The organism is Hallella sp. (genome assembly GCF_037460745.1).
Lineage (GTDB): Bacteria > Bacteroidota > Bacteroidia > Bacteroidales > Bacteroidaceae > Prevotella > Prevotella faecis.
Genome location: NZ_JAXVAE010000164.1, coordinates 17243 through 37716, shown reverse-complemented (window position 1 = coordinate 37716; position 20474 = coordinate 17243). Strand labels below are relative to the sequence as shown.

11 protein-coding genes are annotated in these 20474 nt (G+C 57.1%); 5 read left to right on the top strand and 6 right to left on the bottom strand.

The features are described 5' to 3' along the window. Positions 1 to 93: 93 nt before the first annotated feature. The 4 genes from WKK33_RS10995 to argS all read right to left on the bottom strand — a co-directional run bounded on the left by WKK33_RS10995 (position 94) and on the right by argS (position 9855). Positions 94 to 3123, bottom strand: coding sequence for a sialidase family protein (locus tag WKK33_RS10995; protein ID WP_337933857.1), 3030 nt, complete (start codon positions 3121 to 3123; stop codon positions 94 to 96). A 421-nt stretch (positions 3124 to 3544) separates the two neighbouring features. Continuing rightward, on the bottom strand, positions 3545 to 6787 hold the full coding sequence (locus tag WKK33_RS10990) for a hypothetical protein (protein ID WP_337933856.1): 3243 nt from the start codon (positions 6785 to 6787) through the stop codon (positions 3545 to 3547). A gap of 352 nt (positions 6788 to 7139) precedes the next feature. After that, entirely contained in the window at positions 7140 to 8039 is a 900-nt protein-coding gene (locus WKK33_RS10985) for a DUF559 domain-containing protein (protein WP_337570345.1), read from the bottom strand. Position 8040: 1 nt separating this feature from the next. Beyond that, positions 8041 to 9855 (bottom strand): arginine--tRNA ligase, encoded by a 1815-nt coding sequence (gene argS / locus WKK33_RS10980; RefSeq protein ID WP_337933855.1) that lies wholly within the window; start codon positions 9853 to 9855, stop codon positions 8041 to 8043. A gap of 230 nt (positions 9856 to 10085) precedes the next feature. Between argS and WKK33_RS10975 the strand changes: the two genes are divergently transcribed. Continuing rightward, positions 10086 to 13040, top strand: coding sequence for a hypothetical protein (locus WKK33_RS10975; RefSeq protein ID WP_337933853.1), 2955 nt, complete (start codon positions 10086 to 10088; stop codon positions 13038 to 13040). A 533-nt stretch (positions 13041 to 13573) separates the two neighbouring features. Here WKK33_RS10975 and WKK33_RS10970 read toward each other — a convergent pair. Both WKK33_RS10970 and ribD read right to left on the bottom strand, forming a co-directional pair. Beyond that, a complete protein-coding gene (locus WKK33_RS10970) occupies positions 13574 to 15634 on the bottom strand; it encodes a cytochrome c biogenesis protein CcdA (RefSeq protein WP_337569531.1) in 2061 nt (686 codons plus the stop codon). 88 nt (positions 15635 to 15722) lie between these two features. Continuing rightward, positions 15723 to 16733, bottom strand: a complete 1011-nt coding sequence (gene ribD, locus WKK33_RS10965; protein WP_337933852.1) for a bifunctional diaminohydroxyphosphoribosylaminopyrimidine deaminase/5-amino-6-(5-phosphoribosylamino)uracil reductase RibD — start codon at positions 16731 to 16733, stop codon at positions 15723 to 15725. Between the two features lie 142 nt (positions 16734 to 16875). Here ribD and prmC point away from each other — a divergent pair, with 142 nt between their 5' ends. The 4 genes from prmC (at position 16876) to pyrE (ending at position 20412) form a co-directional block, all read left to right on the top strand. After that, complete coding sequence (gene prmC / locus WKK33_RS10960; protein WP_337933851.1) at positions 16876 to 17772, top strand: peptide chain release factor N(5)-glutamine methyltransferase; 897 nt, start codon at positions 16876 to 16878, stop codon at positions 17770 to 17772. Between the two features lie 20 nt (positions 17773 to 17792). Next, complete coding sequence (locus WKK33_RS10955) at positions 17793 to 18290, top strand: regulatory protein RecX (protein WP_337933850.1); 498 nt, start codon at positions 17793 to 17795, stop codon at positions 18288 to 18290. Continuing rightward, positions 18280 to 18987, top strand: a complete 708-nt coding sequence (locus WKK33_RS10950) for a phosphoribosyltransferase family protein (RefSeq protein ID WP_337933849.1) — start codon at positions 18280 to 18282, stop codon at positions 18985 to 18987. Before WKK33_RS10955 ends, WKK33_RS10950 begins: the two co-directional genes overlap by 11 nt. Positions 18988 to 19761: 774 nt before the next feature. Then, positions 19762 to 20412, top strand: coding sequence for an orotate phosphoribosyltransferase (pyrE, locus tag WKK33_RS10945; protein ID WP_215759931.1), 651 nt, complete (start codon positions 19762 to 19764; stop codon positions 20410 to 20412). Positions 20413 to 20474: the final 62 nt, after the last annotated feature.

The following is a 20474-nucleotide window of genomic DNA, read 5'->3' as shown; positions in this document are numbered from 1 at the left end:
ACAAAAGGAGGGTGCACCATAAATGACCATAGTCAATTATGACACACCCTCTTATGGTGTTGGTTGCGTTTCGTGTTTAGGAAACGATGGGTTTTACTCTACGTGTTTCTTCCCTCCCTTTATGTAGACCTGTCCTTTCTGCGGCTGCTGTATGGCTCGTCCGCCCAAGTCGTAGCAGGCTTCGGCGGCTGCAGCGGCGTTCGGGTCGAGCGGAAGGGTGATGTGCTCGATGCCCGTCATGACGTCGGTGGGCTCAATGTACCAGAACGAGGGAGCGTTGTTGGCGGGCGACGATGCCAACCAAGGCACGATACGCACGTTGTCGCCGGCAAGATGCAGGAAGGGATAGGTGGCGTTGGTGGGATTGAGGCATTGCAGTTTGCTGAGCCCCTGCGTGGTGCTCACGATGCGGTAGCGGCCCGCCTCCTTCGGGTTGCTGGTGAGCACGGTGCGCGTTTCCACGGCCAGCGTGGGTCCTATCATGCTCGTGGGGTGCGCCTTGTTGACCAGATAGAACACCTCGGGATCGTCGGCCGTGGGCACGATGCACCACATGGCCTTCTCCGCCTTGCGGTTGGTGCTCACGGTGAGCTCTGTGGCGTTGTTGGCATATAGCGCATAGCGTTTTGCGCCACGTCCGTAGTTGCGGAGGGTGTAATAGCGCTCCAAGCCCATTTTTACGCGAGGCGCTGAGCCGATGATGCCGTTGAGGCGCTCGTATTGCTGGCGCGTGGGGTGGGTTGCATACTTGCCATAAGCGTCGGCTACCAAGCGGGCGGCCTCCGTGGTGTATTGCCCCACGATGGTTCCCACGTTATCGGTTGAGGTAACGTCGTCGACCACGGCTCCCATGCCCAGGGCGGTGAGGCTGTCGCCATTGACCGATGGGTTGTAGGTGAAGGCCGAATCGGTGATCTGCTCGATGGAGTAGTTCTTGTAGATGATGGTGTAGCCGCCACCCGATGTGCCGTAGGTGTCCTCCTCATACACAAAGCCGATGGTGTTGTTCTTCTGCCAGGTCATGGTGCTGTAGGCGCTGCTGATGTAAGAGCTCTGATGGCGTCCGTCCCAATCCTTGGCGATGGCGTCGGGCGTGCGGTAGTCGGCGAGCGACTCCAACGCCTTGTAGTAGACGCCCACGTTGGTGCGTCCGCTACCGAAAGGCAGGCTCTGGAGGAGCAGGAACATCGTCTTCTTGTCCTTCTTGCGGGTCACGGGCACAAGCAACACCTCGCCGTTGCAGGCGTTGGAGAGTGCGGTTACGCCCTTGTTGCCGCTTCCCGAGAACGCCACTTGTCCCCATGTGCCCTGTCCGCTCCTTGTGTCGGAGAAGGTAAAGATGTTGAAGTTGCGTCCGCCCGTGCATCGGCTTGAGAGCAAGATGCTGCCATCGGGCAATTCCTCGGCCTTCGGCTCGTCGCCACCTGGCACAGGGCTCTCGTCGCATCCGCCCAGGAACTGCCACGTCTTACCGAAGTCGTCGGAGTAGAGTACCCAGTTGGCAGTTTCGTTGCTGCCTTGGCGGCAACTGCTTCCCACGCAGTAGAGACGGTAGTGGGTGCCCACTTTGGTGGTCTTGCTCTGGCAAATCTTTCCGCTGCCCACAAACCATCCGCGGATGGGACCATAGGCGCTCTTGTCGAACTTGGAATAGATGAACTCCTCGTCGATATATTGCGGTTCGCTCCATGTGGCGCCATTGTCGTCGCTGTACCATCGAGCCCAACCCTGGTGATGGGTGCGTGTGCCACCGAAGAAGCCCGGTGTGCCCGAGCAGGCCGTGATGATCATGCGGGGGCTCTCGCTGTCGCCCACGATGCAGGGGTCGCCATAGCCCGCCTTCTGATGGCCCTCGGTCTTGTCGCCATCGCCCCGCATCACTTCGGGCATCATGATGTCGTCCCATGTGGCGCCATTGTCGTGGCTGCGGCGGATGTGGAGGTCGATGCGGCCGCTGCCAATGTCCACACGGCTGTAGCGGTAGTCGGCCACGGCCACTACCGTTCCGTCGTATGCCGTAGCGATGGCGGGTATGCGGTAAGGAATGGCTTGGGTGGTTGGCGTGGTGAAGATCTCCACCTGAGGCTCAGCGGGAACGGCGGCCTTGCGGATGGTTACGAGGAAATGGGTGAGGTCCACGCCAGCGTTGGCTCCTGAGAGCTGGAACGAGGCGGAGCGCTCGGTGAGGTCCTTGCAATCGACGGTTTGCACCGTCGACTTTGAGGTGTACTTGTGGCCGGCGGCGTCGGTGAGCGTGATGGCGGTGGTTCCTGACATCACGAAATCGAAGCTATAGGCTGCGATGGCATAGTCGGCGCCGGCGCTGATGGTGTAGCTCTGTGGCTCCGTTGTTCCACGGAAGGCCTGTATGCGGGTGGCGTTGGAGTTGGCTATGCTCATGTTGTTGGCGCCAGCGTCAACCACCAACTTCGGAGCCGAAGCTGTTGAGGTCCACGTCTTGGCCCAGTTGCTGTTCTTCGATGTGAATGTACCGGTGCTCATGTTCACCTCCATGGTGCGCTGCGCCCATTTCCACTGGATGCTGCTGCCGTGGTCGGCGCCGCCCGTCCAGAACGCGAACTTGCCATTGCGGTTGTTCACCTTGTAGCCCTCGTGCCCCTTCTCGTACATATAGAATGCCTCCACGTTGGAGCCCAGGTCGTTGCTCTTGGCAAAGAGCCAGGTCGAAGTGTATCCCTCCGGCACGTGGTCCTTGTCTACCATGATGGGATAGGAGTCGCCGCCCTGTGTTCCCTTCATTGTGGTGGGAGCGGCCAGCACCTTGTTGGGGCCAGCCTCCTTGTTATAGATGAGGTAGCCATCGGTGTTGTTGCCCGTGCGATACCACAGGTCGGCGTCGGCAAATTGGGTGCGGTTGGAGGCGAGGGTGATGTAGGTGGCGCCCTTGTTGTTGCTGATGTAGAGGCCACCCGAACCGATCTGCATGGTGTGCCAGTCGATGCCCGGCTCCCATTTCTTGTTGAGCGATGGGTCGACAACCTCGCCCTCGTTGCCTTGGGTCACGTCGGCCAAGGTGTAGGCGTTCGAATAGGTGTCGGCGTGAACGACCTGCAGCGCCGCTAATAGCATGACTGCTGCAAGGTAGAGTGTTTTGAATCTCATGATTTATAGAAGGTTAGTAAATTAATTATTTCTCAACAACTTAGATGAATTGCTGTTTAGGCTTTTAGGTAGGCCATTGCTTGCGCAGGGGGTGGTTCCGCTTGCCTTTGGGTGAGGAACTGCGAGAGCCGCCTTGGGTAGCAAAGTTACATATTATTTTTATAAATAACATGATGTCCATTCAAAAATCCATCAATAATCTTTGGTTGTTTCCTTACACCCTTGCGTAGAAACGCACGGACCGAATGAGCCAAAGGCATGGAACGATGGAGGGTGTGGCTTGGACAGATAGTGTGTGTGTCGTGCCCATTTGTTGTTAGCCAAAAATAAGAAGCCCCAAGCCGCATTGTGCAACCTGGGACTTCTTCGTTTATTGTCGGTGACAGCGGGTTCACCGACCTTCGATTTGTTTTGTAGCGTTTTACTTAACCATTACCTTCTGGGCCTTGCCGTTCTTGATGACGATGTAGAGACCCGGCTTAGCCATTGAGGCTACACGCTGACCGTTGATGCTGTAGATGGCGTTGAGCTTCTGGTTCTTGTTGACCTCCTGCACGCTGACGCCTGTGACCGGACCAAACCAACCGTTGTTGTCGCCAGCATTCATGAGCTCGAGCGTCCAGTCGACCACTGAGAACCATGTGCCGGTGAAGCAAGCCTTGCCAGTGCGAGTGGAGTCGGTAGTCATACCGAGGGTCAGCTCATGGTTGACGACCTCAGCGGTCCATGACAGGCGCTCCCAGCCACGACCCATGCCATTGCCGGCATTGACGATGCCAGCGAGCTCGTCGCGGTTAGGATTCTCCCTGTACTCGCGGTAAGCGTCTTCCCAGATCTGACCAAAACGGTCTGAGGCGTCAACGATCGAGTCGGTACCATCGGCCTTTGTCTCGCCGCCGATGCCCATTTCGTTGTGAGTCCAGTTGAAGGTCTGCGTAGGAATCTCGACCCAAGCGGTGTCGGCAGCCTCCTCGCCGTTGGCAGAGAACACATAAGAGCCTGTGCCTGTGGTACGTGCGCAAACGGTTACCCTATAGGTGCCATTGGGCAAGCCAATGACCTTCTGGTCGGCATAGTAGTTCAGGGCGCCTGCGGTGCCATTCCATGAGTCGAAGTAACGGTGGGTTGTTTCCTGACGCTTGTCATAGTACTGACCTACGCCCGTGTTGGTGTTACCGGTGCCCTTATTGATGTTCCAACCTGTCTCGGCGGCAGCGTCGGGGTTCAGAATCATACTTGTGTAGTTGGTAGTGTTAGGATTCTTCTCATAGAGATCCTGAGCCTGAGCCTGGGTGATGGCGTTCTTGAGCTGAGCGATGAGGGCTGTAACCGTAGCGTCCTTCTGGATTGAGTCGCCGAGTGTGAGCACAGAAACCTGCTCGTTGAGCGTAGCGGTCAGCGCCTTCTTGGCAACGGCTGACTTCAGAGTGGCCGACACAGAGTCGACCTCGTGTGCAGCGTTGTAATAAGTATCAGCGTAGCGCTTCAGCTCGGTGATCTTACCGTCAACGGCTGTGTAAGTGGCCTTGTCTGAGGTAAGGTAGTTGTTGGTCTTCTCCCAGGCGAAAGCCACGATGTTGTGTACGGGAGCGTACGACGACTCGTCGGCGAGTTTGGCCTGAACGGTAGGCAAGGTCTTGCCCTCAGCCATCACCTCAGTGTACTTAGCCTCCGACTTGTTGCCCAACTTGATACCGTTGTTGAGCACGTCGATGTTGTTTTGAGCCTTGTAGGCCTCGATGCTATCCTTCACGGAAGCCTTGTCGCCAGCGTAGTGCATGCCGTCGGCGAGGTTGGCAGCGAGCTGCTCTCTCTTGGCAATGGCAGCTGCGATCTCCTCGGCAGTGGCCTTTCCAACATAGTAGAGCTTGAAGTTTGTGGCGCAGAACCATCCGTTCTGAGAGGGAACTGTTGTAGATGAAGGCATGTTGGTGCCGGTAGCGCCGATGGTCAGACGGCCATCGTACACGAGCACCTTGCCAGTGGTCAGTGTGGTCCAAGCGCCATCGTTGGTGTTTCCGTTCCATGTTCCAACGGTCAGAGGCTCAGAGACGGCCTCGTCCACGGGGCTCTTGGCAAACACGTGCTGGTCGCTCACGCAGTTGTCCTGAGTAATCAGGTCGCCAGCTACCATATAATAACCATTGGGCAGACCCTTGATGTCCTGGTTCACGCTGAGGTCATCGAAGTTCTGAGCCCATGCGTTCCAGCATGAACGGCCCTGTGCGAAGTTCAGGCGCTGGTCGCCCTCGGTGAATGAACCCTTGTACCAAGCGTTGGATGTGAAGTCGTCGTTGCCCTTGCCGTTCTCGTAGTTGGCAGAGCCGTCGGCCTTTGTAGCGTTAGGATAGGTGCATGAGCCGTCGGCATTTACGGTAGGCTCCAGACCGTCCTTGATGAACCATGTGTTCTGAGCGTAGTAAGTGTAGTCGGCAGGATCGTCCACGGTGGCGTCCTTGCTGGCCAGATAGGTCTTGATGGCAGCGTCGAAAGCTGTCACCTGAGCCTCGATGTCGAGTGTTGTGCCGTTTGTGATGGCATCCTCCACTGCGTTGATGGCAGCGTCGAGCTCATCCAAGCCAGGATAGCCAGTCTCGCGGAGCGCTGTGGCCTTCTTCTCGAGCAACTGAAGCTTGGCGATGTTGTCCTTCACGGCAGCGAAACGCTTGTAGGCGGCGTTGGCGGCCTCATAGCCTGCCGTCAGTACGTCTACGTCGTCGGATGAGGCTGCCTCATCAGCGGCGATCTTGGCGTCCTCGATCTCAACGACCAAACCCTGATAGTCCATCAGGTCGCCCTCGATCTCGTCGAACTTAGCCACGAGCTCTTCGATGTCGCTTGCAATGATCTCCTGACGTGTCACATCGTCGATCTTTGTCAGGCGGATATCGTCGATGAGCACGAAGGGGTTAGAAGCCGAACCACCGTCGCTCTTGTAACCGAGGGTGATGGTCAGCGAGTCGGTAGCGGTGATGTCCATCTCGTGCTTGGTCCATGTTGAGGCGTTGAAGCCATCGGCGTCGACCACGGTGTCGCGGCGGCAAACCACCTGTGAGAGGTTCTTCACCTTCTTATTATCTTTACTCTTCTCGTAGTTGGCGTTGTACACCCAATAGGAAAGGGTGTACTTACCTACAGGCACATGCACCGTCTGTGTGTAGGTGGCCCAGTTGCCCCAACCTGCGCGGAGATATAGGAAGCCCTTGTTGTCGTCGCCCTGCACCTCGTCGGGCTTTGCGGGAGCCACCAAATAGGTGTCGCCGTCGTCAGCGATGGGGATGGCCTTCTCGCCGAGTGCGTAGGGAGCTGTGCCGAAATAGCACCAATCAGTCAGCGAGTTTTTGTTGCCGTTAGCCACGGTCCAACCCTTTACATGACCTAAGAAGCCGTTCCAGCCGAATTCTGCGTCGTCCTTACGCTTCTTGGAGCTGATGCCGCCCCAGCAGTAGCCCGTACCGTCCTCAGCCATCCAAGCCTGAGATCGGTCGGATAATTTCTTTGACTTGTCGACGATTGTCTTTGTGGAACCATCAACGTTCCACGTCAGATCCTCGTCGAAACCAGCGTTGACGATGTACTTGGTGCAGTCGTCGCCAATCTGGTCTTGCGCAAATGTTGGAGCGGCCAACATTGCTGCGAGAGAGATTAGTAATACTTTTTTCATAAGTAGTGTAACTAATAATTAGAAGATTGTGATGTTTACATTTAATAATCGGTGGCAAAGTTACACATTATGCTTTAATAATAGAGTGAAAAATCGTTCATTAAGGGCTACTTTTTCGTATTTTTAGGGCGAAAATGGGGTAAAACAGGGCTAAAAGGATGTGAAATGGGGGTAGAATGCGGTTTGCGGCCGGGAAGTGTGAGCGGTAGCCGCTGGATGGCAAACCGATGTGTTGTGATGCTAAAAATAGGCAAGAAAGCCCTATTATTCTTCATAAAAACGATGGGCATCATGGACCAAGAAAGCCCATGATGCCCACGGTTATAGGGCTCGCCTCTGGGAGAATGGCGGCTTATTTGCGTCCGAAATCGGCGGGAATGTCGCCCCATCGACGGGTGTCCCATTGCAGGATGGGCACGCGGATGGTATGGGTTCGCAGCCACTGTTCGGCCCTTGCGATGACCTGGTATAGCTGCTCGGTGTTGGCGTTGCGCTCCAGTTTGGTGCGACATTGCTTCTTCTTCACCCACAGGATGGCGTTGTACGAGTCGGAATAGAGCGTCTTATCGGTCACGCCCTGCTTGTCCCAAAGGGCGAGTGCGTGCACGATGGCCAAGAATTCACCTATGTTATTGGTGCCATGCACGGGTCCGTAGTGGAACACCTGTTGCCCCGTGGCAAGATCGATGCCCTGATACTCCATGGGCCCGGGGTTGCCCGAACAGGCCGCGTCGACCGCCCACGCATTGCGTGTTACCTCGGGAGGCAACTGCAACGTGGCGTCCTTTGTCGGTGTGGGCGCTGGTGCGCTCGGTGCCGATGCCACCGATGGGCTCTTGACCGCTGCTTTGGGGTAGGATATTTCCATGCGTTTGATGATATCTTGAATCTGGCGAGCCACCTTCCATTGCTCCGAAGCCACTTCCTCGGGCGTCAGCGTCACCACGGTGTAGCCCATGGCGTTGAGGTCGGCCGTTCGCTCGGCGTTGCTCACCGGCTGCTCGCCGCGAAAATGGTACTTGCCTGCCAGCTCCACGATGAGCCGTTGGGCCGGACTGGCAAAGTCGGCTATGTAGCAGCCCACTATATGCTTCCTGACGAAGTGGGCCGGCGCGGGCAGGCCCTTGAGCAACGCCCACAAGCTACGTTCGCCGTCGGTCCAAAACAGGCGGTCTTCCTTGGCGCGTTGCTCAAGCCACTGGCGCGTCACACCCTTCGCGTGATGCGCTCCCTCGTCGTGCTTCTTCGGCATATTACATACGCTCAGGCACCTCGATGCCCAGCAGGCCCATGCCGTTCTTGATGACCTTGCCCACATTGGCGGCAAGCTTCAGGCGGAAGGCCTTCTCCACGTCGGTGTCGGCCGAGAGGATGCTGTAATCGTGGTAGAACTGGTTGAAGAGCTTCGTCAGCTCATAGCAGTAGTTGGCAATGCCGGCGGGGTTATAGTTCTCGCCAGCGTCCTTCACGGCCACCTTGAAGGCGTCGAGCTTCTGGATCACCTCAACCTCCTTGGCGTTGGGCGCATAGCTGTCGTCGATGGGCAGGGCGTCTACGCCAGCCTCGTGAGCCTTGCGCATGATGCTCTGGATGCGGGCGTAGGTGTACTGGATGAACGGACCCGTGTTGCCGTTGAAGTCGATCGACTCGGCTGGGTTGAAGAGCATGTTCTTGCGAGCGTCGACTTTGAGGATGAAATACTTCAGCGCTCCGAGGCCCACGATGCGTGCCACCTCCTGCTTCTCCTCCTCGCTCATGTCGTGGAACTTGCCAAGCTCGTCGGATGTTTGGCGAGCCTCCTTCACCATCTGCTCCACCAGGTCGTCGGCGTCGACCACCGTTCCCTCGCGGCTCTTCATCTTACCGTTGGGCAGGTTCACCATGCCGTAAGAGAAGTGAACGAGGTCCTTGCCCCACTTAAAGCCCAGACGGTCGAGCAGGAGCGAGAGCACCTGGAAATGGTAGTTCTGCTCGTTGCCCACCACATAGATCATCTTGTCGATGGGGAAGTCGTTGAAACGCATCTCGGCCGTACCGATGTCCTGCGTCATATATACCGATGTGCCGTCAGAACGGATGAGGAGCTTCTGGTCGAGGCCGTCGGCTGTGAGGTCGGCCCACACGCTACCATCCTCGCGCTTGTAGAAGAGGCCCTTCTTCAAGCCCTCCATCACCTTGTTCTTACCCACGAGATAGGTGTTGCTCTCATAGTAGATCTTATCGAAGCTCACGCCGAGCGCCTTGTAGCTCTCGTCGAAACCGGCATACACCCAGTTGTTCATCCTCTCCCAGAGGTCGCGAATCTCCTTGTCGCCCTGCTCCCATTTCACGAGCATGTGGTGCGCCTCCTGGATGAGTGGAGCCTCTTGCTTGGCTTTCTCCTCAGCCTTCTCGTCGTCCAATCCCTCAGCCATAAACTTGGCCTTGAGCTCGGCGCACTCCTCGCGGTAGTGCTTGTCGAAGAGCACGTAGAAGTCGCCGATGAGGTGGTCGCCCTTCTTGCCGGTGCTCTCGGGTGTGCAGCCGTTGCCCCACTTGAGCCAAGCGAGCATCGACTTCATGATGTGAATGCCACGGTCGTTCACGATATTGGTCTTCACCACCTTGTTGCCGTTGGCCTCCAGGATCTTGGACAAGCTCCAACCCAGCAGGTTGTTGCGCACGTGACCGAGGTGGAGGGGCTTGTTGGTGTTGGGCGACGAATACTCCACCATGACCAGCGGAGCGTCCTCGCCGGCGTGCTTCATGCCGAAGGTGGGGTCGGCGTCGATCTCACCCAGCAGTCCGAGCCATGCCTCTGGGGCAATGACGAGGTTGAGGAAACCGCCCACGGCGTTATAGGCTGCCACGGCCTTGCAATCGCGCACCAGCACCTCGCCAATCTCGGCGGCGGTGTCCTGCGGTTTCTTATGCGAGAGTTTCAAGAACGGGAAGACCACCAGCGTAAGGTTGCCCTCGAAGCCGGGCTTGGTCTTCTGCAACTGCACCATCGACGGCTCAGCGTCGACGCCATAAAGCTCCTTCACGGCAGCCAAGGCCGATGAGCTGATCATGTTTTCTATATTCATCTTAATGCGTATTTTTCGATTGGTTGATGCAAAGTTACTAAAAAACTAACCGTTTGAGGGTAAATATGCCCACAAAATGAAAAAAACACCGTTTTTTCGATACAACGAATCGTTTTTATTTGTAACTTTAACACCATCTACAAGTCAATCTATAACAAACCGCCCTTCTCCCGCTAAACCTCAACACTGAGTAAGGGCCATAAAACCATCAACTAAAAACACTATCACTTATGAAGAAAAACTATCTGCGCATTGCGGCCCTATTGGCTGCCGTAGTGTCGTCGACTTCAGCGATGGCCATCGACCCACCTACCATCGCACAAGAATTGGTCGATGGAGCTACCTACACGCTCGTCAACTACGCCAAGCCCGACCTCTACCTGAGTCGCACCTCATGGGATGGCGCCTATTACCTGCTCGATTACGGTTCGTCGAACTGCAAGAGCTATGCTTTCGTGGCCCACAAGGACGATGACGGTTGGTACTTCAACAGCACCGATTCAACCTTCATCGGCTACGGCATAGGTTTGTCCAACCTCAATGGCAACCTCACCCAAGCAGCCCATTTCCTCATCACACCCAGTGCCGATCACCCAGGCTTCTACCGTTTGGTGAACGCCACCGACCACCCTTGCGAGGGTGTCCATGGCCTGCCTGTTCACCTTAGCGGTGGCGGCCAGTATTTGGTTAGCACGTTTAATGGCAACCAGTTCTTCCCCGACTATATGGGAGGCGTGGAGATGATGGACGACAACACCACGCCCTACGTGGATCCTGAGACCGGCTGGATACACCCCCTGAATGCCGACCACGAGTTGTGGGCTTTCGCCGACACGGCCCACGTTGCCAATTATCATCAGCACATGCAGCTCTATACGCTCATCACCGGTGTGGAGAGCCAGCGCCTTGAGGTGCCCGAGGAAGGCTTCGCTGCTGGCTGGCAAGCCTGGGTCGACGCCGCCACCTTATTATATAGTAAGGAGGAGGTTACACAAGACGATTACAACACGGCCACCCAGATGGTCGACGCCAAGAACAATCTCTACAACGAGATAAAGAAAGCGCAGGCGATGCTCGGCGAGAGCACTAACGCAACCTTCAAGGCTGCCATCGCCAAGGCTCTTCAAACCTTCTGCACCGTGACCGACCCCGCCCAGCAGGCTGCTGCCCAAAACGAGTTGATCTACGCTGAGGTGGAGTTCAATGGTGGTAAGGGCGATATCACCAATTTGGGACAGAACATGAGTTTTGAGGATCTCTCGGCCCAAGGAGGCGCCGAGGCAACGGGTATAGGTGCTACTCCTACAGGTTGGAACGCCTACGTGAACGGCAAGCAGGTGACTACCGCCGACGAGGTGAGCGCCACAGGGCTCACGACCTGGTATGGCGTGAACAGCGACAGTGAGGGCGAGAGCAAAGACGGCAACCTGGCTTTCGGCGTCTGGAACCAGAGCATACCCGAGTTTGAGATCTCGCAAACCATCGACGGACTGGAGAACGGCACCTATCACATTGAGGCTGCCGTGATGGTCGGAGCCAATGACGACGGATCGCGCCGCACCACACAACGCATCTTCGGAAACCTCAACTCCACACTCTTCGGACTGGAGAGCGAGTACGACGCGTCGCTCATCGACGCCCACGAGGTGCTGGCATACGCCAACAACACCGAGTTGACCACCGACCGCGAAATGCAGAACATGGCATGCGACGCCTACGTGTATGATGGCACGTTGACCTTCGGCTTCCGCACCAACGGAAACATCGCAGCCGCCAAGCGCACCACAGCCAACCCCCAGGGTGGCGACGGTTGGTTCAAACTCGACAATTTCCGCATTGCGAAGATGGGCTATGTCAAGGACGACGCGCTCAACATCTACAACTTCTACTTCGACAAGCTCATGGCTTTCAACGATGAGAAGATGCAGGAATCGGTGGCTGTCGATCTGCAAAACACCATCGACAACAACTATGTAGACGATGACGCCGACCCCGCCGCCATCGACGCCGCCATCATGGCCTGCAAGAACATCATCACACCGGTGGTCAACTCAGTGAACCTTTATAAGAAACTGGAGAGCGCCCTTGAGGAACACTACCAGAACCTCAACACCTATGCCCTCTACGACGGCATCGACGCCTACCGCCAGGTGGTGGAGGTGGAGGCGCAAGACCTCTATGCCGATGGCACCGCTGGCGAGGAGGAGATCAACGCCATCATCGCCAAGATGGAGGCTGCGCTTGAGAAGTGCAAGCTCGGAGGCGTGAAGGTGGGCAGCGAGGCCACAGCCCTCATCAAGAACCCCAGCTTCGAGGACCTCACCGCACAGGGCGGGGCTGGATCGGAAACGGGTGGCGTGGCCGCTCCTCCCACTGGATGGACGCTCACGCTCAACGGCGACGTGCAAGACGCCACCACCATCAACGGCTACAACATGGGCTGGTGCGGCATCAACAACGGTGACGCCATCAATGTGACCGACGGTGAGGGCAACACTCATACCCAGCAGCCCATCGACGGAACGCACCTCTGGGGTATCTGGAGTTCAAACATGCCCGAGGTGGAACTGAAGCAAACCATCTGTGGCCTGCCACGTGGAACGTATCAGCTTAGAGCCAATGTGATGGTGGAAAACAACTGGGCTGGCAACAATGTCACTACCCAGCGCGTCTTCGCCAACAGTTGTGTCCAGATGTGGGGCGGCGAGGGCGACTACATCGACAACATCACCCCCGACATGCAACAGGCCATCAACTTCGACGCGCTCAACGCCGACACGCTCAAACACCTCACCTATGCGGGCTATACCTGTGAGAGCGGCGACGAAACCACATCGCTCCTCAAGCCTATGGCGCTCTACTTCGACGTGCAGGCCGACGGCACAGCCACCATCGGTTTCCGCACCAATGGCGTCAACAAGGAGGGCGGCACCTTCGCAAACAGCACCGCTGTGAATGGCGCCGGATGGTTCAAGGTCGACAATTTCCGCCTGTTCTTCATCAATGAGGACAGTCATGTGTCGGGCATTAGCTCCGTCAACACCGACAACGGTCAGCCGATCGTAGGCCAGGAATACTACACCCTCGACGGTCAGCGCATCGCCCAACCGCATAAGGGAGTGGTTATCGTGAAGAACCGTTTGGCCAACGGCACCGTAAAGGTGGGTAAGATTCTCGTAAAATAAACCCTCTGCATAGTGGCAGGCTTGTATGGGTTATCCCATGCAAACCTGCCCAAAGCACCATAGGTAGCAGCCTCGTCGTGCCACACGCACAACGGGGCTGTTTCCTTTTGTTTAACCCCAATCGGTCATTAGACCGAAATAAGGAAAATCGCAGGTTGTTATTGTTTCTTTCCAACTCTTGTCAGCGTTTCTTTCGGCATCTTGCTTCCATTCGCGTTTCGCCATAGCCCGCTATGGCTTCACCGCGCCTGTCGCAACCTGCTCGAAACAAACACTAACAAGAATTGAAATCTAATGACCGATTGGGGTTGAATAGAATCAATAACATCCTAACCCTTTTCCGTTTCGCTCTAATGGCCGATTGCCGTTGATGATCCTGTCTATAGGCGCTAAAAAACGCATAGCCCGGGATGGAATATCCCAGGCTATGCGATGATGTATGTCGTTAGACGATGGTCAGAACGTTGTTTCTTGATGTTTGAAAGGCTTGTCGCGCGAGAGCGTTCACGCGCAACGAGCCTTGCCATCTGCGCTTATTTGAAGTTCTTGAGGCCCTTCTCGAGGAAGTCGAGGTAGGCGGGAACATCCTCCTTAAACGAGTAGCTGCCCGTGAGCGGGTTGCCATTGGCGTCTACGGCCACATAGAACGGCTGGGTGTTAGATCCGAACTTGTGGCTCTGCAGCCAACTCCACTTGGCGCCAACGGTGCGCAATGTGCGCTTCTGTCCGCTATCGTCGGTGATCTCGATGGGCTCAGCCAACGGCGTCTTGTCGTCCACAAAGAGCGAGATGAGCACGTAGTCCTTCTCCAACTTGTCGGCCACCTGCGGGTCGGTCCATACGGCAGCCTCCATCTTGCGGCAGTTTACGCAACCAAATCCGGTGAAATCGAGCAGCACGGGCTTGCCTTGCGCCTTGGCGGCAGCCATACCCTCCTCATAATTGTCATATTTGGCTTCCACCACCTTGGTGTTGAGGTTAAAGTCCTGTGTGTTGATGGGCGGTGCGAAAGCCGACACGGCCTTACACGGAGCGCCCCACAAGCCAGGCACCATGTAGATGGCGAAGGCCAGCGAGCAGAGACCCAACATGATTGCGGGAACCGGCATCGGCTTGTTCAGGTCGCCGCCGATGGTATCCTGCTGGAACTTCAGCCAACCCACGAGATAGCATCCCAGGGCGCCGAAGATCACAATCCAGAGGCAGAGGAACGTCTCACGGTCGAGGATGTGCCAGCCGTAAGCCAGGTCAGCCACGCTGAGGAACTTCAGGGCGAAGGCCAGTTCTACGAAGCCCAGCACCACCTTGATCTGGTCCATCCACGAGCCACTGCGCGGGCTCTTCTTCATCAATGAGGGGAACATGGCGAAGAGCGAGAACGGAACGGCCAGGGCGAGGGCGAAGCCGAACATGCCCACGGCAGGAGCCACCCAGTCGCCCGAGGTCACCGTTTGCACCAGCAGCAGGCCGATGATGGGCGCCGTGCAAGAGAACGACACGAGCACCAGCGTGAACGCCATGAGGAAGATGCTCACGAAGCCGCTTGTGTTCGAAGCCTTCGTGTCGACCTTGTTGGCCCAGCTCTCAGGCAGTTTGATCTCGAACCATCCGAAGAAGCTCAGGGCGAAAACCACCAGGAGCAAGAACAGGAACACGTTGAACACCGCATTGGTCGACAGGGCGTTGAGCGTGCTGGGACCGAAGATGGCCGTCACGCCAATGCCTAAGAGCAGGAAGATCACGATGATCGATACGCCATAGAGCACCGCGTCGCGTATGCCACGTCGACGGTCGTCCTTGGCGCGCTTCAGGAAGAAGCTCACGGTCATGGGGATGATGGGCCAGATGCATGGCATAACCAATGCCAAGAGGCCACCCACGATACCCATGAGGAAGATGTACCAAATCGACATGTTGGCGATGTCGTTCACGCCACTCATCGATTGCAACTCCTTCACGACCGGCTTCCACAGTTGGTCCTCGTTGATGCCCGTGGTGTCGACGGCCAAGGCCGTAGCGGCCACCGAGTCGCCATTCTGTACGAGGGCGGCGGTGTCGGCCATCGGCTCGCCGTTGGCGGCAGCCTCGGCGGCTTTCTCAGCGGCCGTCTCCTCTTGCTTCTCGGCGGCGCCCGTCACAGCGGGGCTCTTGCCCGAGCTCTTGATGCTCACCTCCGAGGGAGGCATGCAGTTCTGGTCGTTGCAGGCGCCATACTCCAGGTAGGCGTCGATGGTGTAGTGGGGTTTGGTGAAACGCACCTTCTGCACAAACGTGGCGCTATGCTCAAAATAGCGCAAGTTCATGTCGAAGAGCTTGTCGTAGGTGCTGATTTCGTGGCCCCGGGGTTTCAGTTTGCCCACCAGTTCCACGCCGTCGAGCTTGTTCACGTTGAACGAGGCCTGCACGGGGCCGTTGTCGCCCAAGCCGGTGGAGTAGACATGCCAACCCTTCTCAATTTTTCCCGAGAAGATAATCTCGGCTTCGGCCGTACCGTTCATCTTCAGATGCGAACTGAATTTTACGGGATTGACCATCTGCGCTTGCGCCAGCAATGTTACCAATGCCAGCAAAGTGAGTGATAGTATTTTCTTCATCTTTTGAATAGTATTAGTCCTATTTTGGGTGCAAAGGTATAAATTTATAACCTTTTTAAGATTTCCGCGTGCGTGTTCCTATCTTTTATTAAGGTTTTTTCACGTCTTCCGCCGTTCGTTTGGCATAATGGCGGATGACGCGCCCATCGTACAGGTCGGTTCCCACGAGCTTGGCATGGGCCGGAAGCGTGGGTCCCGCCACGCCTTCGTCGATGGTGAACGGCGCCGTCTCCACCCGAATCTCATCCCACAGGTCGGCGTCGATGAAGGCGTTGAGCGTTGCCGCGCCCCCCTCCACGAGGAGGCTCTGGCGCTTCGTCTCCGATAAGTAGGCCAGCGCCGAGGCAATGTTGGTGAAGCCTCGGAACCCCTCGGGCACCTCCTGGGGCTTGCTGGTGAGCACCAACCGCTCCGGATTGGGACCGCTCCACTCACGCACGTTGAGCGAGGGGTGGTCGGCCTCCAGGGTGCCGCGCCCCACGAGGATGGCGTCATAGTGGGCGCGCAGGCGGTGGACCAACATCTGCGTGAAGGGCGACGAGAGGCGCAAGGGCGATTGGGCTCCACCATCCTTGGCCCTCTGGTAGCCAATGAAATGGTTGGCCGTTTCGGCCCATTTCAGGAGGATGAATGGCCGGTGATGCTCGTTCACCGTCATAAACTCACGATTGGAGGCCATGCACGCGTCGTGCAGCACCCCCACCGTTACCTCGATGCCCGCCTCGCGCATGCGCTGGATGCCGCGCCCCTGCACCTTGGCGAAGGGATCGGCGCAGCCACACACACACCGCTTCACCCCCTTGCGGATGATGAGGTCGCAGCAAGGGGGCGTCTTGCCCCAGTGGGAGCAAGGCTCCAGCGACACGTAGATGGTGGCGTCCGAGAGCAGCGCCTCGTCCTCGGGCCTTACCGATGCGAAGGCGTTCACCTCGCCGTGGGGGCCGCCATAGGCCGATGTGAATCCCTCGCCGATGATGCGGCCGTCGGCGGCCACGATGACGGCGCCCACCGATGGGTTGGGCTTGGCCGTGAGGCGTCCGCCGCGCGCTATCTGCAAGCAGCGCCGCATAAACTGTTCGTCCAGTTGTTCTTGGGTCATATTCTCGATTTTTCGTGTTTCCTTGACGTTGCCATGACGGGATAAAGCGTTGCTTTTCGCCCCGCTAAGGCCATTTCTTTTCCAAAAAGGAGCCCTTCCGCTTTGTGTTGTCTTGCGTTTCCACTACCTTTGCATACAGATTATGACATACTCCATCCTCTGGCATCGGTTGTTGCCCCTTTATGATCCCAACGAGGCTCAAGGCATCGTTCGTTGGGTGCTCGACGTGGCTTTTGGCATGTCGCTTACCGACATTGTGTGTGGCAAAGTTAGTGATTTATCGCGAGACGACGCCGACAGATTGGAAAAAATGATGCAACGACTTGAGAAAGGCGAGCCCGTGCAGTATGTGCTGGGCGAGACCGAGTTTTGCGACCGCGTGTTTCGCGTGGCCCCCGGCGTGCTCATTCCGCGCCCCGAGACGGCCGACTTGTGCCAACGCATCCTCGCCGCCAACGCCCGTCCCTATTGCTGCTTGCAGCCCCCTGAGCCCCTCCGGGTGCTCGATGTGGGCACCGGCAGCGGTTGCATCGCCATCACCCTGGCGTTGGGACTTGCCCCAGTAGAGGTGAGTGCGTGGGACATCTCGCCCGACGCCCTGCTGGTGGCGCGCGCCAATGCCCACCGCCTGCAAGCCCAGGTGAACTTCGAGTTGCGCGATGCCTTGCAGGCCGCCACGTGCGCAGCCGCCGATGGCGAGGGCGATCGATGGGATGTCATCGTGTCGAATCCCCCCTATATCGCCGAGAGGGAGCGCGCCGACATGCGCCCCAATGTGCTCAACCATGAGCCCGAGTTGGCCCTTTTCGTGCCCGACGCCGACCCGTTGCGCTTCTATCGGGCCATCGCCCAGTATGCGCGCCTCACCCTGCGGCCCGAGGGCCAACTGTGGTTTGAGATCAATCCGCTGTTTGCCGACGACCTTGAGCGCATGTTGGTGGAGATGGGCTTTGCCGATTGCCAACTCATAGCCGACGCCTTCGGGCGCCTTCGCTTTGCCCGCGCCATGATGCCGGCGCGCAAGCCTGTGGCCCCTTAGAACCCAATTCCGAGAAGACTATGGAAAACAAGAAGACCGTGAGCGAGGAGAAGGCGCTGGCCAACCTCGCCAACCTCTGCTCGAAGGGCGAGCATTGCGCCGGCGAACTCATCGACAAGATGCGCCGTTGGGGACTCGACGAAGCCGCCCAGGAACGTGTGGTGGCCTACTTGGAGGAACATCATTTCATCGACGAGACCCGTTATTGCAACGCTTTTGTGGAGGACAAGGTGCGCTTCGACGGATGGGGGCGCCGCAAGATAGAGCAGGCCCTCTACATGAAACGCGTCAGCAGGGAGGCCATGAACGAGGCGCTCAATAGCGTGCCCGACGACGATTACCTCGCCGTGTTGCGCCCGTTGCTGCAGAGCAAATGGCGCACCATCAAGGCGCGCACTCCTTATGAGCGCAGCATGAAACTCATCAAGTATGCCATGGGGCGCGGATTCGAGATGCGCCTCATTCGCCAATGCATCGACGAGGCGGCCGATTTCGATGACGACGACGATGAAAGTTAGTTTCCTACAACGCCTGTTCGACGCGCCCTTGGCGCGCTGTTGCCCCATCTGCCAGGCCCCGTTGTCGGCCGACGAGGATGAGATATGCTCGCGTTGCGACTCGTTGTTGCCTCGCACCGACCACCTCTTGCACCCCTACGACAACGCCATGGCGCAGGTGTATTGGGGCCGTGTGCCGTCGGTGGCGCGTGCGGCGGCGCTCATCTACCATTTTACCCACTCCGAATCGTCGCACCCCCTTTATCAGTTAAAATATTTTCGGCGCCCCGAACTGGGTGTTGCGCTGGGCCGACTGATGGGTCAGGCCATGGTGAAGAGTGGTTTCACCGATGGCGTCGACCTCATCGTGCCGGTGCCCTTGGCGTGGCAACGCGAGGAGGAGCGCGGCTACAACCAAAGCCTGATGCTGGCCCAAGGGCTCTCGGAGGCCACGGGCATTCCGGTAGACAGCCATGTGCTGGTGCGCACCTCGTTTGCGGGCAGTCAGACGCGGCGCACCCGTTGGGATCGTTCGGAGAACGTGAAGAACGCTTTTGTGTTGCGCGACGGTGACAGTCTGGCCAACAAGCACATCCTCTTGGTCGACGATGTGGTTACCACGGGCGCCACCTCGTGCGCTTGCGCCCATGTGTTGGAACAAGCCCATCCCGCCCACATCAGCTTCGCCTGTCTGGCCTTTGTGGACGACGACCGCTGAGAACCACCGCTGGCATCTCACACTTTGTGGAGTGAAACAAACAGGTTTCGCTCTTGTGATTGTTGAAATAATTGGTCGAAAACTACATACTTTTCGTTCCGCAAACCAGAAGCAAAACGCGCCGTTTTTAGCTTTCGAAAAGACAAAGATAAGCTTTCGAAACCGCTCGTGTGAGAGCATCCGTTGCGAAACATGCCTAACTGAGTTGCGATAGCTTACCTTTCGCATCTCGAAAGACCATGTATTGAGCCATGGTTAGGCATGTTTCGCACCACGGTTAGGCATGTTTTGTGGTGGGGAATGTGGTGTGTGGCGCGTGGAAAGAGTCGTTTGGGTGGTAAGTGGTTGACTGTTAGGCGGTTGTGGAAAGCGCGCGAGAATCGCGTATTTGCGGCCAACCGACGGCTCGTTCAAAATAACGGCTGTATTCGGAGGGTGTTTGTAGTGTTTGTTCCCATGGTTTTAACCCCAATCGGTCATTAGATTTTAATTCTTGTTAGCGTTTGTTTCGAGCAGGTTGCGACAGGCGCGGTGAAGCCATAGCGGGCTATGGCGAAACGCGACTGGAAGCAAGATGCCGAAAGAAACGCTGGCAAGAGTTGAAAAGAAGCTATATGATCCTAACCATTCACCTGTTTCGGTCTAATGGCCGATTGGGGTTTAACCATTGCGCCCCTCCTCCTTCTCTCGTTTCTTGCGCCATAAAATCGGCAAAACGCTTGTTATTGTCGTGTTTTTACTGTACCTTTGTGGCAAATTCAAACCAATAAGATTATGAGTCAATTGAAACACGCATTCGCTGAGAAACTGCTGCGTATCAAAGCCATTAAGTTGCAGCCCAACAACCCATTCACATGGGCATCAGGATGGAACTCACCCATCTATACCGACAACCGCATCGCCCTTTCGTACCCCGACGTACGCTCTTTCGTGAAGTTGGAGCTGTGCCATGCCATCCATGAGAACTTCCCTGAGGCCACAGCCGTGGCAGGTGTGGCTACAGGTGCCATCGCACAGGGTGCGCTGGTGGCCGATGAGCTGGAGTTGCCTTACGCCTATGTTCGTCCGAAACCGAAGGATCACGGCACCAAGAACCAGATTGAGGGCCGTCTGCCCGAGGGCGCCAAGGTGGTGGTGGTTGAGGACCTCATCTCTACGGGCAGCAGCTCGCTGAAGGCCGTTGACGCCCTTCGTGAGGCCGGTTTTGAGGTGGTGGGTATGGTGGCCAGCTACACCTACGGTTTCCCCGTGGCCGAGGAGGCTTTCGCTAAGGCCGGCTTGAAGCTCGTTACCCTGGGCGACTACGACCACACCATCGAGATTGCCGCCGAGACCGGTTACGTGTCGAAGGAGGATATCGAGGTGCTGAAGGAGTGGCGCAAGAACCCCGCCGAGTGGCAGGCTCCCGCAGCCAAGGCCGAGTAACAGACCGCAATCGTCGTATGGCGTGTGTGCCCCGGCCTTGGTTGGCGGCACACATTCGTTGT

Coding starts and splice junctions, on each gene's coding strand:
- WKK33_RS10995 (WP_337933857.1), bottom strand. CDS start 3,123: ATGAGATTCAAAACACTCTACCTTGCAGCAGTCATGCTATTAGCGGCG.
- WKK33_RS10990 (WP_337933856.1), bottom strand. CDS start 6,787: ATGAAAAAAGTATTACTAATCTCTCTCGCAGCAATGTTGGCCGCTCCA.
- WKK33_RS10985 (WP_337570345.1), bottom strand. CDS start 8,039: ATGCCGAAGAAGCACGACGAGGGAGCGCATCACGCGAAGGGTGTGACG.
- argS (WP_337933855.1), bottom strand. CDS start 9,855: ATGAATATAGAAAACATGATCAGCTCATCGGCCTTGGCTGCCGTGAAG.
- WKK33_RS10975 (WP_337933853.1), top strand. CDS start 10,086: ATGAAGAAAAACTATCTGCGCATTGCGGCCCTATTGGCTGCCGTAGTG.
- WKK33_RS10970 (WP_337569531.1), bottom strand. CDS start 15,634: ATGAAGAAAATACTATCACTCACTTTGCTGGCATTGGTAACATTGCTG.
- ribD (WP_337933852.1), bottom strand. CDS start 16,733: ATGACCCAAGAACAACTGGACGAACAGTTTATGCGGCGCTGCTTGCAG.
- prmC (WP_337933851.1), top strand. CDS start 16,876: ATGACATACTCCATCCTCTGGCATCGGTTGTTGCCCCTTTATGATCCC.
- WKK33_RS10955 (WP_337933850.1), top strand. CDS start 17,793: ATGGAAAACAAGAAGACCGTGAGCGAGGAGAAGGCGCTGGCCAACCTC.
- WKK33_RS10950 (WP_337933849.1), top strand. CDS start 18,280: ATGAAAGTTAGTTTCCTACAACGCCTGTTCGACGCGCCCTTGGCGCGC.
- pyrE (WP_215759931.1), top strand. CDS start 19,762: ATGAGTCAATTGAAACACGCATTCGCTGAGAAACTGCTGCGTATCAAA.